The sequence below is a fragment of the Sorangium sp. So ce327 genome, assembly GCF_051530205.1.
Classification (GTDB): Bacteria; Myxococcota_A; Polyangia; order Polyangiales; family Polyangiaceae; genus Sorangium; species Sorangium cellulosum_B.
The window spans coordinates 12500890-12515361 of sequence record NZ_CP150330.1; the positions used below are offsets into that span (position 1 = coordinate 12500890).

The following is a 14472-nucleotide window of genomic DNA, read 5'->3' on the forward strand; positions in this document are numbered from 1 at the left end:
CGTGAAATAGGCCGAAGACCCAGCCCGCCGCGCGGCGGGCCGGGCCTCCGTGATCAGCGCGTCAGCGCGTCACGCGCCGCCGCCTCGCGCGGTCGTGAGCACCACCTTGCCCGTGGTCGCGCGGGACGCGACCGCCGTCATGGCCGCCTTCGCCTCCGCCATCGGCGGCGCGGCGGAGACGAGCGGCTTGATCGCGCCCTGGCCGTAGAGCGCGTAGAGCTCGTCTTGCGCCCTCCGCGTGAGATCGGGCCGGGCGCGGCTGTAGGTGCCCCAGTAGAGGCCGAGGACCGAATAGTTCTTCACGAGCAGGTGGTTCGCGCGCGCCGCGGGGATGCGGCCGGAGGCGAAGCCGATCACCACGATGCGTCCCTCGAAGGCGACGCATTTGGTCGATTGATCGAAGACGTCGCCGCCGACGGGGTCGAAGACGATATCGGCGCCCCGGCCCGAGGTCCGCTCCTTCACGATGGCGACGAAGTCCTCGCGCCGGTAGTCGATGGCGACGTCCGCCCCGAGGGCGCGGCAGACCGCCGTCTTCTCCTCGCCGCCGGCGGTCGCGATGACGATCGCGCCGGCCGCCTTGGCGAGCTGGATCGCCGCGCTGCCGACGCCGCCCGCGCCGGCGTGCACGAGGACCGTGTCGCCCGGCTGGACGCCGGCGCGCCGGTGGAGCGCGAAATACCCTGTCTGGTAGGTGATCGTCATCGCCGCGGCGTCCTCGAACGGCATCGCGTCCGGGAGCGCATAGGTGGTGCGCGGCCCCGCGATCACGCGCGTCGCGTACCCCCCCGAGCCGGGGAGCGTCGCGGCCACGCGGGCGCCCGGCGGGAGCGACGGCTCGCGGCTCTCGACGACGAGGCCGGCGACCTCGAAGCCCGGGATGAACGGCGGAGTCGGCTTGACCTGGTGCGCGCCCGCCGTGAAGAGCACGTCGGGGAAGTTGATCGCGGCGGCGGCCACCTCGATCCGGACCTCCCCCTCGGCGAGCGGGGGGTCGTCGACCTCTTCCCACACGAGGATCTCGGGGGGACCAAAGGCGTGTCCGCGCCAGGCGTGCATGCCCGCGGACCTTAGCAGAAAGCCCGGGCGGCCCGGCGGAAGCCGCCTCGCGCGCCGGGGATCCCCCGCGGGATCGCCGGCGCGCGCGAGATCAGCGGACGATCTCGATCGGCAGCTTCGCCGTCACGGAGCCCTGCTCCTGCCCGTCGAACGTGACCTCGACATCGTAGGTCCCCGGCGCGAAGAACTCGTCTTCCGGGTTGTCCGTGTCCGAGGGCCCGCTCCACTGCCGCCCCGACCAGGAGATCGTGTGCGTCGCCGCCGTCGCGTCGACCTGCACGGTCGCCGCGGCGTCGGGAGCGCAACACCCGGTGTCGCAGAGGCAATACTGCTGTGGATCCCCCGCCGTCGACAGCCCGGTGATCTGGTACGTGACGAACGAGCGCGGATCCGGGCTCGGTACGACGCAGTGCCCGCACCCGTCCGAGGCCGCGATCTCGATCGGAGGGACGCTCGAGTCGGTCGTGACCGTGTAGACGAACTCCGCTGGCTCGCCCCTCCAGTAGACGCAGCGGCTCGACTCGATCGATATCGTCACGCCCGGGATCGTGCCCTGGACGTCGCGCACCGCGCACGGCTCGGCCCCCGGCGGCAGCCCTCGGTCGCCGCCGCTGCTGCTGCTCGTGCTGTCACCGCCGCTCCCGCCGCCCTCCTTGCCGCCGCCGCATCCGGTCGCGCACGCAGCGGACAGCAAGGCTATCCCCAGAGCTCGAAGCATGTCGTTTGCCATTCCCTCACCTCTCCCTCCTTCGCGCCACGCCGCCTGTCTGCGGCGGCGCGCGATCGGCAGCAAGGGAGATGCTCCGCGAGGCGCGCGCGGGCTCCGGAGGGACAGGCCGTGGCGCGCGCCACCCCGGGCCGTCGATTGTGCCAGCCTGGGCCGCTGCCCGCCGGCTTCGCCTCAGCCGTGCTTCAGGGGTAGATGTCGATCGGCAGCTTCGCCGTCACGGAGCCCTGCTCCTTGCCGTCGAACGTCACCTCGACATCGTAGGTCCCCGCCTGGAAGAAGGCGCCCTCCGGGTTGCTCGTGTCGGACGGCCCGGTCCACTGCCGCCCGGACCAGCGGATCGTCTGGGTCGCCGTCGTCGCGTCGACCTGCACGGTCACCGCCTCGTCGGGAGCGCAGCAGCCCACGTCGCACAGGCAATAGAGCTGCGGTTGCGGATCGGCGCTCCATGTGAGGCCGCTGATCTTGTAGGAGACGAACGAGAGCGGATCGCTCGTCGGTTCGACGCAGCGCCCGCAGCCGGTGGAGGCCGCGACGTCGATCGGAGGGACGCTCGAGTCGGTCGTGATCGTGTAAACGAACTCCGCCGGCTCTCCCCGGCGGTAGGTGCAGCGGCTCGACTCGATCGTTATCTTCACCCCGGGGATCGTGCCCTCGACGTCCCGCACCTCGCACGGCGGCGCGTTCGACACATCGACGCAGCCGCCGCCGCTCCCCTCGCCGCAGCCGCCGCTGCCGTCCTCGCCGCTGTCGTCGATGCCCCCGCCGCCGCTGCTGTCGCCGCCGCTGCCGCCGTTGTGGCCGCCGCTGCCGCCGTTGCCGCCGCTGCTGCTGCTGCTGGCGCTGTTGTCGCCGCCGTTGCCGCCGCTGGCGCCAGCGCCGTCATTCACGCTGTCCTTGCATCCCATCAGGCACGCACCGGACAGCAGGGCTGCCGCCAGCACGCGAAGCACGTCGCTCGTCATCGCATCACCTCGTGGCTTCGCCACCGAACCTCGCGCGCGGCGGCACGGGGCGTGCAGCAAAAGGGATGCCTCGCGCGGCAAGCGCAGCTTCCCGCAGGAGCGCCCCTGGTTCGCGGCACCCCGGATCTTCGATTGTGCCAGTTTGGGCCGTGGTGGGCTGTGAGCTGCTGCGCTCGCAGGGCGCCATTCCCGGCGAGCCAGCTTCTCCGGGGCATCCGAGCGACATCTCAACGCGCGAACCAGCGGCCGGCCCGGCTCATCCCGCGACGCGCCGGCGCGCCGTCGTCACTCGATCTCGGGGTACCAGCACGCCACGCGGTGGCCGCTGCCGGGGACGAGCTCCTCGAGCGGCGGGATCTCGACGTCGCATTTGCCCTCTTCGGCCTTCCGGCAGCGAGGGTGGAACACGCAGCCGTCGGGCGGGTTGATCGCGCTCCCGGGCGCGCCCGGCAGCAGGCGGCGCGCCTTGCTCCCCCGCTCGATCGACGGCGTCGCCTCGAAGAGCGCGCGCGTGTACGGGTGGTGCCGCCGCCCGGCCACGGCCTGCGTGGGGCCGATCTCCACGATGCGGCCGAGGTACATCACCGCGACGCGGTGGCTCACGTGCTCGACGACCCGGAGGTCGTGCGAGATGAACAGCAGGCCGAGCGACAGCTCGTCCTGGAGCTCCTCCAGCAGGTTGACGATCTGGGCCTGCACCGAGAGGTCGAGCGCGCTCACGGGCTCGTCGCAGACGATGAAGTCCGGGCGCACGGCGAGGGCGCGGGCGATCGCGACCCGCTGCCGCTGCCCGCCGGAGAGCTCGTGGGGGAAGCGCTCCATCATGTCCGGCCGCAGGCCGACCTTCTGGAGCGCGCCCTCGACCATCGCGGTCTCCTCGTCGCGGCTCCTCGCGAGGTGGTGGATGACGATGCCCTCGCCGACGATCTCGCGCAGCGTCATGCGCGGGTTGAGCGAGCCGTAGGGGTCCTGGAAGACGATCTGCATCCGCTGGCGCATGGCCCGGAGCGCGCGGCTCGACAGGGCGCTCAGGTCGTGGCCGTCGAAGAGGACCCGGCCGACCGTGGGCTCGATGAGCCGGAGCACGAGGCGCCCGAGGGTGCTCTTGCCGGAGCCCGACTCGCCGACAAGGCCGAGCGTCTCGCCCCGGTAAACGCGGAAGGTCGCCTCGACGACGGCCTGCACGAACGACGGCTTCGCGAAGGCGCCGCGCTGCACCGGGTAGAACTTCGAGAGCCCCTCCGCCTGGACGAGCGGCCGCTCGCCCGGCGCGCTCTCCGCGCCCTCCGGGTGCGCCGCGGCTGCAGCGTGCAGGTGCGGCGCGGCGGGCTCGTCGCGCTGCGTGGGCGGCGGGGATCCGCTGTCGCGCGTCACGGGGCGCCCTCGTTGCCCGCGCGCCCCGGGCCCGCGAGGAGGAAGCAGCGCGCCGCGTGGTGCCCCGCGCCGGGCGGGACGGCGTACAGGTCCGGCGCCTCGGCGCGGCAGCGGTCGAACACGGCGTCGCAGCGGTCCTGGAAGCGGCAGCCGCGCGGCGGATCGCGCAGATCGGGCAGCGCGCCCGGGATGGTCGGCAGGCGGAGCGAGCGCTCGCCGCGCACGCGGTGCGGGCGGAGCCCGCGCGCCGGGATGCTCCTGAGGAGCGCGCGCGTGTACGGGTGCGAGGGCGCCGCGAGCACGTCGCGCGCCGGCCCTTGCTCGACGACGACGCCGGCGTAGAGGACGACGATCTCGTCCGCGAGCTCGCCGACGACGGCGAGGTCGTGCGCGATGAGCAGGAGGCTCATCGACGTCTCTGCCTTGAGCCGCTCGAGGAGGTCGAGGATCTGCGCCTGCGTCGTCGTGTCGAGCGCGGTGGTGGGCTCGTCGGCGATGAGCAGCGAGGGCTCCGGCGCGAGGGCCATGGCGATCATGACGCGCTGGCGCATCCCGCCGGACAGCTCGTGCGGGTAGCTGTTCGCGCGGACCTCGGGCTCGGGGAAGCCGACCTTGCGCAGGAGGTTCACGGCGTAGAGCCGGGCGTCGCCGCGGGACATGGGCCGGTGCAGCCGGATGGCCTCGGCGATCTGGGCGCTGACCGTGTACACGGGGTTCAGCGAGGTCATCGGCTCCTGGAAGATCATGCCGATCTTCCCGCCGCGCACGGCGCGCATCTCGCGCTCGCTCAGCGCGAGGAGGTCCTGGCCGTCGAGCTCGATCGCGCCGCCGTCGATGGACGCGTAGGGCGCGGGCAGGAGCCGCAAGATGCTGAGCGCGGTCACCGTCTTGCCGCAGCCCGACTCGCCGACGAGCGCCACCGTGCGCCCGCGCGGCACGGTGAACGAGACGCGGTCGAGGGCGCGCGTGACGCGGCCGTCGGCCGCGAACGAGACGCGGAGGTCGCTCACCCGGAGCAGCGTGGGCGGCGGGGCCTCCTCGGGCGAGAGGGGCGGCGCAGTGCGGGGCAGCGGGAGGGGGCGGCCGCTCGCCGTCGAGCGCTGCGTGACGGCGGGCTCGTCGTCGTCGAGCAGGCCGCGCGCGAGGGCGCCGTGGGGGACGGCGGAGGCGCTGGGCGCGGGGAGAGCGCCCGCGGTCGAGGCGTCGGGCGTGGCCGGGGCGCCGGGCAGGGAAGGCGCGCTGGGCGCGGCAGGCCTTCTCTCGCCGAGGTCGTGGCGGATCAGGGGAAGCGGGAGCGACATCCGCGCGCCGAGGTCGTCGTCCTCGTCGTCCTGGCCGTTGCTCACCGTACGTACACCTCGAGGCGGGGGCCGACGCCCTGGGAGATGCCCATCGAGTAGGCGGCCCCGACGGCGTCGCTCCCCGGCGCGAGGATGGCGATGCCGTGGTCGTCCTTGCGGCGCCTGGCCCAGTCGCGCACGAGCGAGGTGACGTCGATCCGCAGCGGCGTCGCCGGTCGGGGCCGCGCGATGGCGGCGGCCTCCGGGATCGACAGCCGCGGCTGCCGGCCCCACGTCGCCGTCTCGGAGCGCCACGGCTCGAGGATGCGCGCGACCTCCAGCGTGAGCGCGCGCTCGGCGGGAGGCGCCATCGGGGCCGGCTCCAGCACGACGAAGGCGCTCGTGATGTCGGCGCCGACGCCGAAGGTCGGCGAGAACCGGAGCAGCAGGACGACCTCACCGCCCCCGGCGCGCCCGAGCGCGACGGCGTCGGGGACGCCTGGCGCTGCCGCGGCGTCGTCCTCGACGAGGACGGCCATGTCCTCGGGCCGGAGCAGCACGCGGCGCGCGTCGAGGGGCGCGGGGAGGGCGCTCGCTGGCCGGCAGCGCCCGGCGACGCAGTACCCGGCGCCGCAGACGCCCGCGCCTGCGCACACGCCCGCGTTCTTGGCGGGGCCGCCGCCGCAGCCCAGGAGCGGCGGCGCCGCGACGAGCAGGGCCACGGGCGCGAGGGCGGCGAGCAGACGCACAGCGGGGGCGACCATAGCAGAGGGCGGCCCGGGTAGGGCGGACTGGGTGGCAGGGGCGGGGGCGCGGCGTGCCGGGGGGCGGCGGGGGCGCCGATCGCGGGCGTTGTGATCCCTGTTGTCGGGCCGCGGCCGCTCTGCTGGGATGCCGTGTCGTGCGCGTTCGAGCCATTACCTTCCTGAGAGCGCTGTTGATCGTGGCCGCCGTGCCCGGGGCGCTCGCCGCCTGCGGAAAGAAGGCGCCGCTCGGGTCTCCGTGCCGCGCCGACGACGACTGCGCCTCCGGCCTCGCCTGCCACCGCGAGCAATGCCTGCACGAGGGGAGCGCCCGGCGCCTGCGCGACGAGGAGCAGCGCGCCTCGGGCGAGGGCGGCGCGCGGAAGGTCGGCGACCGCATCGAGGTCGAGTGGAAGGGGTCGTACAAGCCCGCGAGCATCACCGGCGTCGTCGCCCCCGGCTCTTACCGGGTCCACTTCGATGGGTACGACGCGCAGTGGGACGAGGTCGTGACCGAGGCGCGCATCAAGGGCGGCGCGCGCTCGGGCTCAGGGCAGCGGACGGCGGTGCCGGCGGCGAGCGGCACGCCGCGCTGAGCGGCGGACGGCGGCGCGCGGAGCACGTGGAGCTCGGCCGCGAGGCAGCGCCGCGACGCATCGCTCGCTCGCTCGCTCGCTAGCTGGTGAATCGATCTCCCATGCTCCCACCATGACTATTTGCTGTCCGCGCGGAGGAAGTCCACGAACGCGCGAAGCGCCGCGGGCATGTGGCGGCGGCTCGGATAATAAAGAAAGGGGCCTGAGAGACGCGACCACCAGCGCTCCAGGACCGGCTTCAACGCGCCGCTCTCGATGTGCGGGCGCAGCCAGTCCTCGAACCAGTAGATGAGACCGGTGCCCGCGATCGCGGCGTCCACCAGGAGGTCCGTCGCATTCCCGAGGCTGCCGACGAGCGGGCCGGTCGGGTCGACCTTCACGACCTCGCCGTCGCGCTCGAACTCCCACGGACACAGCGCGCCGCTCGGGAAGCGGCCGCGCAGGCATGCGTGATCGAGGAGCTTGCGCGGGTGGGTCGGGCGCCCGTGCCGCTCGAGGTAGGCGCCCGACGCCGCGAGCGCCAGGCGCTGCTCGCGCTGGCCGATCGGGACCGCGATCATGTCTTTCTCGAGCGTCTCTTCGTAACGAATGCCCGCGTCGCAGCCCGCGGCGAGGATGTCGACGAGCTTGTCGTCCGCCGTCACCTCGACGCGGATATCGGGATATGCGGCGAGGAACGGCGGCAAGATCCGTGGGAGCACGAGCCGCGCGGCGACGACGGGGACGTTCAACCGGAGCGTGCCGGCTGGCTGGTCGCGCGAGCTCTTCACGACGTCGAGCGCCGCTGCGATCTCGGCGAGCGCAGGACCGAGCCGCTCGAGGAGACGCGCGCCGGCTTCGGTCGGCGCGACGCTGCGGGTCGTCCGATGAAGAAGCCGGACGCCGAGCTCGCCCTCCAGCCGGCGCACCGCCTCGCTCGCGCTCGACGCGCTCGTGCGGCTCGTGCGGCTCGCCTCGCGGAAGCCGCCGGCGCGCGCCACCGCGGCGAAGACTCGGACGTCGTCGAGATCCACTGCCATTGTTCGCCTTTCCGTACAGGCCGTACTGATTTGAGGCTCTTATCATACACCCCGTCGTGGCCTACCGTCGACAGCCATGACGAATCTAGCCAAGGTCGGGACGTTCAAGATGGGCAGTCGCACGGTGAAGCGCTTCGGATACGGCGCCATGCAGCTCGCCGGGCCGGGCGTGTTCGGACCGCCGAGAGACCGCGCTGCCGCGCTCGCCGTGCTGCGCGAGGCGGTGAAGCGCGGCGTCGATCACATCGACACGAGCGACGTGTACGGGCCGCACGTCACGAATCAGATCATCCGGGAGGCGCTGCACCCGTATCCGAGGGATCTCGTGATCGCCACGAAGGTCGGCGCAAAACGCGGCCCGCAGGGATCCTGGGAGCCGGCGTTCGCCGCCGAGGACATCACGAGCGCGGTCCACGACAACCTCCGGAACCTCGGCGTCGACGCGCTCGACGTGGTGAACCTGCGCGTCCTGTTCGACGCGCAGGGGCCCGCGGAAGGCTCCATCGAGGCGCCGCTCTCCGCGCTCATGAAGCTGCAGCGGGAGGGCAAGGTCCGCCACATCGGCCTCAGCAATGTGACCGCGAAGCAGGTGGAAGAGGGGCGCGCGATGACCGAGATCGTGTGCGTGCAGAACCTGTACAACCTCGCGCACCGGCAGGACGACGCGCTGATCGACAGCCTCGCCGCGGCAGGCATCGCGTATGTGCCGTTCTTCCCGCTCGGCGGCTTCTCGCCGCTCCAGTCCTCGACGCTGTCCGACGTCGCGCGTCAGCTCGGCGCGACGCCGATGCAGGTCGCGCTCGCGTGGCTGCTGCGGCGCTCGCCGAATATCCTTCTCATTCCCGGGACGTCGAGCGTCGAGCACCTGCGCGAGAACCTCGCGGCGGCAGATCTCGAGCTGTCCAACGACGCGATGAGAGCGCTCGACCGTATCTAGAACACGCTCAGGGTCGCATTGTCCCGCTCACTCGGGTGGTAGAAGGGGAGGGGACGCACAACAACTTCGACTGTGCAGACTCGTGCCCTGCGACGCCCCCTGGCGCTGGCTTGGCGATGAATGGCCAGGGGATCGGCGGCATCGAAGGCGCCATGCACACGAGAACCACCCAGATTGTCGCGGTGTCGTTCGTCGCTCTCCTCGGCTGCTCCGACGCAGGGGGCGGAAACCTCGGCGGAGGCGGAGCTGGTCCTGGAACGACGACCGGCGCGGAGGGCGGCTCCGGGGGCGGAGGCGGAGGAGACGGAGGCTCCGGCGGCGAGAATTCCACCTCCGGCTCCGGAGGCCACGGCGGCGCCGGGGGCTCGGGCGGTGAGAGCTCCACGTCAGGCACCGGCAGCGCCGGCGGCGAAGGAGGCGGCGGCGACGGGGGCGGCGGCGAAGGGGGCAGCGCCGCCTTCGGGCCGTGCGGCACTGCGGGCACCTCGTTCGGCCCTCCGGAGGCCTTTCTCGATCTCGGTCACCAGAATGGCCTCAGCCGGCTCTTCGTCTCCGGAAGCCGCGTGCTGAGCTGGGACTACGATCGCTGGATGCTCTGGGATACCGACTCCAGCGCTGCGATCGCCGACGGACACGCGCCGGGCGGCTTCGACCCCGGCAGCCCGAACCTCGGGATCCCTCCGTTCGAGCTGCCGGGCGGCGTGGTTCTCCGTGGCAACATCGTGCTGATCCAGACGGACCCGGAGCACGCCTTCGAGCTGCGCAGCGCCATCGACGGATCCGTCCTGGCCTCCGTGACCACCGAGTACGACCAGGCGGGGCTCGCGAGCGACGGCAGCTACGCCTGGACGCGCCGCCAGTCCACCAGCACGATCACGCTCTGGAGCACCGCGGGGGTCGAGCGCTGGTCCGCGGCGGTGAACCACCACGGCGACGTCCACGCGGCGCCGGACGCGCTCCGGATCGCACCGGAGCCTTCTGTTCCGCTGCAAAATAGCATCGCCGTGCTCCCCGCTGACGGCTCGCCTCCCACGGTCACCCCCGAGCTCTCGGGCTCATTCCACTCCTGGTTCCAGGATGGCGAGCGGTTCCTCACCACCGTCGGTACGACGGTGCGCGTGTACTCGAAGGCGGCGACCCAGGAGGGCATCGTCAACCTGCCGTCGACCACGCAACTCGCGGGGACGCGTGACTATTTCTGGATGCTCGCGGACAACAGAGCGGGCTCTCCGCTCATGGTCTATCGCGTCGGAGGCGGAGCCGTCCCCGTCGCCGAGTACCCTGACCGAGCCGACTATCGCTACACGTTCGCGCCGACCGAGCGCGCGCTCGCGCTGCTCCACAAGCAAGCGTCGAGGATCGACATCCTCGATCTCGACGGCCCCGAGGTGACCCTGAGCGAACACGTGCCGCCGCTGGTCGCGAACGCCCGCGTCCACATCGACCAGGATCTGCGCCTGGCGGTCTCGAACGTGTACGGCGCGATCTCGTACACGGGCACCCTCACCGATCCGGAAGGCTCGGGGCTGCTCGGCTGCGGCGCGCTCCACTCGGTCGCAGGCGCTCCCTCGGGGCACGCGGCCCTCGCGACGGGTTCGGGCAAGACGCTCGTCTATGATACGGCGGCGCTCGACGCCGGGCCCTCGGCGGTGGTTCCGTTCCACAGCAACAAGGTGCTGCTCTCGGCGGACGGCGGCCTTCTCGCGGCGCGCGCCGCCCTCGATCCGATGGTCACCGACACATCACTCCGTCTCTTCTCGCTGCCGGACGGCGCGCAGCTCGCCTCGCTCTCGCGCGAGGAGGTGATTCAAGACTTCTCGATGTCCTTCGATGGCAGCACGGTCGGCCGCACCTACCGCGTCGACTCGTACAGGACGGAGCGCGTCGTGAGCGACTGGGCGGGCGGCGCGCCGCTCTTCCAGGACACAGGGCACCGGCCGGCGCCGCTCGTCTCCCCCGACGGCCACCACGTCGTCGTCACGGACTCCGCCCCCTCGGAAGGCTGCGGGTTCACGCAGCTCTACGAGGACGGCGCGCTCGTCAACGTGGTGCCCGGCTGCGCGATCGGCTGGATCGACGACACCCGCGTTCTCGTCCAGTCGTACACCCGCCTCCTCCATAGCAGCCCCTGGACGTACCAGGCCTCCACGATCTACGACGAGCTCGGCAACCCGGTCGACGCGCCGCCGCTGCCGAGGATCCCTATCCGCACCGACTCCGGGGATGTGCGCGACAACTACGGGATCCAGCGGGTCTCGGCGACGGCGCTCTACTCGCGCTACGACGGCGTCCTCTATGACATCGAGACAGGGGCGGCGCTCGCGACCTTCCCGGGTTCGCGAAGCGCCGTCGCCGGCGCCTTCATGGTCCATCCGTGCGGCTACGGCGTGTGCGCAGAGACGTACTGAGCCGGCGTGCGGCGCCCGGTTCAATCTCCGCCGGATTCCAGCAAGACGCGAACTCAAAAATCGACATCGGCCCGTGCCCAGACTGGCTCCGTCACGTTCTTCCCAGGGTGAAGGGGCCGGCGACAACGGCGGGCCGCTTCCGGGGCGCCGCGCTGCATGGGCCGGCCGGCTCCCCTCCATCCACACGTTGCGAGCTGCAGGGCTGGACCATGCGCACTACTTATCTCATCGCGTCAATTTTCCTTGCGACCGCGCTCCTCGCGGCCGGCTGCAAGACGGGGACATGCGCGGATGCCGTCGAGCACGCGGAGGCCTGCGGGGTCGACGGCCTAGAGCTCGAGGACGATCTCGTCGGCTGCTCCGATCACGAGGCGTGTCGCGCGTCGTGCGTGCTCGACGCGCCCTGCGACGAGATCAAGGCGTCGTTCGCCGGCGGCACGGACCGGAGCACGGAGGTCTGGCGCTGCTACGAGCAGTGCCCCATCTCCGATTGACGGCCATTCCATCGATCGATGACGGCCCGGGGTGGGGCGAAAAGGGGTGGGGCGAAAAGGCGGGCGCGTCGCCGCAGGCGACCGACCCGGGCGGCTGATGCCGGTCACCAGCCGGATTTCTCGTCCTCGCCCAGCACGCCGCCGATCAGGCCGGCCGCGCCGCCCACGGCCGCGCCGCCGGCGCCTCCGAGGAGGCCTCCGACGAGCGCCCCCTTGGCAGCGCCTCCGGCGAGCTCTTCCTCCGGGGAGGACTCCCTCGTTTCTCTCTTCGCCGCCGGGTCCGCCTGCTGCTGCTGGCTCGTCGCAGGTGTCGCCTTATTCTTCTGCTGCTTTTTCATGTTGATCTTCAAAGCAAGAAAGCAAGCCTCGTACCAGTGGCGACGGCTGGCCGCCGGAGCGGGGCGCTCTCCGTTCGGCCTGGTGGATCGCGCCTGAGGTCGCCGCCGCAACGGGCAGGCGCGCTTCAGCAGATGATCATGTTGCCGCGGTCACTCCACAGCTTACGGGCAGATCGGGCAATCGGGGCTTGTCATGTCCGAGCTGCTTTGGATTTCCTTCTCCCCGGCGCGGCGCTTGCTCCTGCCTCGTTCCCCAGGCGCTCGACGAGGAGCTCCACGAACGCCCGGACCTTGGCGGGCTGGTGGAGGTGGTGAGGGAAGACGACGAAGATCGATATCTCTTGCCCGACATGGCTCAAGAGCACAGGCTCGAGCCGACCGGCTGCCAGATCCGCTGCTACGGCGAAGTACGGCAGCATTGCGAGGCCGAGCCCGTCGACGAGCGCTTGCCTGAGCACGACGACATTGTCCACGACCAGATTGCCCCTGACCGGCACGGCGAGCGTCTCCGCGCCGGACTCGAAGACCCACTCGCTCGACTGCCCCGAGAGACGGATGCAGTTGTGCCGGACGAGATCGCCGGGCACCTGCGGCGCGCCGTGGCGCGCGAGGTAGCCGGGCGAGGCATAGACCCTACGACGGTAAGACCCGATCTTGCGCGCGACACGCGCCTCATCGAGCTGCCGCGCGAAACGCACCACGACGTCGAAGCCCCCGCCGACGACATCCACGAGGCTGTCGGAGAGGGAGAGCTCGAGGCGGACCTGCGGGAAGCGCGCCGCGAAGTCGCCTAGCAAGGGAGCGATCTTCAGTATGCCGAACGAGATGGGCGCCGACACGCGCAAGAGCCCCTCGGGGACCCGGCTCACGCCATGCATCGCGGACGCGGCCTCGTCGGCGGCTGTGAGGATACGCTCGCAGCTCTCGTAGAGCCGCACGCCCTCCTCGGTGAGCGCGAGGCGCCGCGTCGAGCGGTGGAGCAGCCGTACGCCGAGCCGCTCCTCGAGCGCCGCGAGTCGCGCGCTGACGACCGACTTCGAGAGCCCGAGCACGCTCGCCGCGCCCGTGAAGGACTTGCGCTCCACCACGCGCGCGAAGATCGCCATCGAGAGGAGATCGTCCAGGGAGGTGGTCAGCATTGTCCTGTGAGCAGAACAGTTTAACCGGCGGAGGACTCTACCGCAACGACGAAAGCCGCTTCATCTTCAGGCCGTCCGCGCAACGCCGCGCGGCGCTGCCTGCTGTCGCGGGCACTGGCGAGACCTCGCGGCGCGAGGGCGGACGCTCGTGCGCTCGTGCGCTCGTGCGCTCATCCGCTCGTTCGCGCGGGCACGACCTTTCACGGTCCTTCACGCCTCACCGAGGGGCGGCAGCCGCCCTGATTTTAAATGCATCTTACCGAAGGAGCTCTCATGAAATCGACCATGGCACTCTCCCGCTCGATCCTCCTGACGGCGCTGGGGCTCAGCGCATCTCTCGTCGCGTGCGGCGGAGACAGCACCACGAGCAGCGGCAGCGGCAGCGGCGATAGCGTCTCGACGCCAGAGCTCAATGTCCACGCCGAGCTCGATGCAGCGAAGTTCCAGCTGCCCGAGGGGCTCTGGGTCACCGCCGACAGCAAGACGGCGTATATGGGTTATGCCCTGACCGGCGAGATCGTCGCCGTCTCGCTCGCTGACAACAAGGTGTCTGCCTTCGCCACCGTGCCGGCGCCGCCCGCGAACACGGGCTTCGTCACCGGCATCACCCAGTCTGCTGCCGGCGATCTCTACGTGGCCGCCGCGTCGCTCGACCCGGCGTCGTACGCGCCCGGCATCTACAAGATCCCGGCGGCGGGCGGTCCGGTGACCACGGCCTTCGCCACCGACGCGGCCATGAACCTGCCCAATGGGCTCGTCTTCGACGAGGAGGGCAACCTCTTCGTCACGGACTCGGCCCTGGGTGCGATCTTCAAGATAAGCCCCGACGGCAAGACGGTGACCAACTGGCTCACCGATCCTTTGCTCAAGGGGGACATCGCTGCGACGAACCCCTGCAAGACGGTCCTCGGCATCCCGTTCGGCGCCAACGGCCTCGCGCTCTCGCACAGCGCCTTCTACGTGGCCAATACGGACAAGGCGGCGCTCATCAAGATCCCGATCAAGGCCGACGGGACACCGGACGTCGCGGTCGAGTTCTCCACCTCGGATCCGGCGACATGCCTGCCGCTCCAGGGCGCCGACGGCATCACCGTGGACGCCGACGGGAGCATCCTTGTCGCCGGCAACGGGGGCAACGCGCTCGTCCGGGTCGGGACAGACGGCAAAGCGGCCGTGCTCGCCAGCGGCGGCTTGCTCGATGGGCCCGCGAGCGTCGCGCTCGCGACGTTGGGCTCGGAGAAGCACGCACTCCTCACCAACTTCGGGCTCATCACGCTGCTGTCGATGAAGACCCCGAAGGTGGGCCTGCTCTCCTACGGCCCGCTCCCGTGATCGCCGCGAGCTTGGGCCGAAAACGGCTCGCCAGGCGCCGTCCCCGCGGAGCTTGACCCGG

At 71.5% G+C, this 14472-nt stretch carries 14 protein-coding genes; 5 read left to right on the forward strand and 9 right to left on the reverse strand.

What is annotated here, in order from left to right:
- Positions 1-69: 69 nt before the first annotated feature.
- From WME95_RS46805 to WME95_RS46830, 6 genes are all read right to left on the reverse strand, one after another.
- Positions 70-1059: an NADPH:quinone oxidoreductase family protein gene (locus tag WME95_RS46805; RefSeq protein ID WP_437905674.1), complete on the reverse strand. Its 990-nt coding sequence runs from the start codon at positions 1057-1059 to the stop codon at positions 70-72.
- 91 nt (positions 1060-1150) lie between these two features.
- Entirely contained in the window at positions 1151-1777 is a 627-nt protein-coding gene (locus tag WME95_RS46810; RefSeq protein WP_437905675.1) for a hypothetical protein, read from the reverse strand.
- A gap of 194 nt (positions 1778-1971) precedes the next feature.
- Positions 1972-2751 (reverse strand): hypothetical protein, encoded by a 780-nt coding sequence (locus tag WME95_RS46815; RefSeq protein WP_437905676.1) that lies wholly within the window; start codon positions 2749-2751, stop codon positions 1972-1974.
- Positions 2752-3036: 285 nt separating this feature from the next.
- Positions 3037-4125, reverse strand: coding sequence for an ABC transporter ATP-binding protein (locus tag WME95_RS46820; RefSeq protein ID WP_437547438.1), 1089 nt, complete (start codon positions 4123-4125; stop codon positions 3037-3039).
- A complete protein-coding gene (locus tag WME95_RS46825) occupies positions 4122-5471 on the reverse strand; it encodes an oligopeptide/dipeptide ABC transporter ATP-binding protein (RefSeq protein ID WP_437905677.1) in 1350 nt (449 codons plus the stop codon). The genes WME95_RS46820 and WME95_RS46825 overlap by 4 nt, the downstream gene beginning before the upstream one ends.
- Positions 5468-6154 carry a DNRLRE domain-containing protein gene (locus WME95_RS46830; protein WP_437905678.1) on the reverse strand — a complete coding sequence of 229 codons (687 nt, stop codon included), beginning with the start codon at positions 6152-6154 and terminating at the stop codon, positions 5468-5470. Before WME95_RS46830 ends, WME95_RS46825 begins: the two co-directional genes overlap by 4 nt.
- 152 nt (positions 6155-6306) lie before the next feature.
- On the opposite strand from WME95_RS46830, the gene WME95_RS46835 reads away from it, so the two are divergent.
- A complete protein-coding gene (locus WME95_RS46835) occupies positions 6307-6744 on the forward strand; it encodes a hypothetical protein (RefSeq protein WP_437905679.1) in 438 nt (145 codons plus the stop codon).
- 116 nt (positions 6745-6860) lie between these two features.
- Here the strand turns inward: WME95_RS46835 and WME95_RS46840 are convergent, their stop codons facing one another.
- A complete protein-coding gene (locus tag WME95_RS46840; RefSeq protein ID WP_437905680.1) occupies positions 6861-7763 on the reverse strand; it encodes a LysR substrate-binding domain-containing protein in 903 nt (300 codons plus the stop codon).
- Between the two features lie 76 nt (positions 7764-7839).
- Between WME95_RS46840 and WME95_RS46845 the strand changes: the two genes are divergently transcribed.
- The 3 genes from WME95_RS46845 to WME95_RS46855 all read left to right on the forward strand — a co-directional run bounded on the left by WME95_RS46845 (position 7840) and on the right by WME95_RS46855 (position 11602).
- The gene (locus WME95_RS46845) at positions 7840-8700 is read left to right on the forward strand and encodes an aldo/keto reductase family oxidoreductase (RefSeq protein ID WP_437905681.1); all 861 of its coding nucleotides are present in this window, start codon (positions 7840-7842) and stop codon (positions 8698-8700) included.
- Positions 8701-8852: 152 nt separating this feature from the next.
- Positions 8853-11108, forward strand: coding sequence for a hypothetical protein (locus tag WME95_RS46850; RefSeq protein WP_437905682.1), 2256 nt, complete (start codon positions 8853-8855; stop codon positions 11106-11108).
- 209 nt (positions 11109-11317) lie between these two features.
- Entirely contained in the window at positions 11318-11602 is a 285-nt protein-coding gene (locus tag WME95_RS46855) for a hypothetical protein (protein ID WP_437547448.1), read from the forward strand.
- A 104-nt stretch (positions 11603-11706) separates the two neighbouring features.
- Here WME95_RS46855 and WME95_RS46860 read toward each other — a convergent pair whose 3' ends face one another.
- The gene (locus WME95_RS46860) at positions 11707-11940 is read right to left on the reverse strand and encodes a hypothetical protein (protein WP_437905683.1); all 234 of its coding nucleotides are present in this window, start codon (positions 11938-11940) and stop codon (positions 11707-11709) included.
- 191 nt (positions 11941-12131) lie between these two features.
- Entirely contained in the window at positions 12132-13079 is a 948-nt protein-coding gene (locus WME95_RS46865; RefSeq protein ID WP_437905684.1) for a LysR family transcriptional regulator, read from the reverse strand.
- Between the two features lie 285 nt (positions 13080-13364).
- On the opposite strand from WME95_RS46865, the gene WME95_RS46870 reads away from it, so the two are divergent.
- Positions 13365-14411, forward strand: coding sequence for an SMP-30/gluconolactonase/LRE family protein (locus WME95_RS46870; RefSeq protein ID WP_437905685.1), 1047 nt, complete (start codon positions 13365-13367; stop codon positions 14409-14411).
- Positions 14412-14472: the final 61 nt, after the last annotated feature.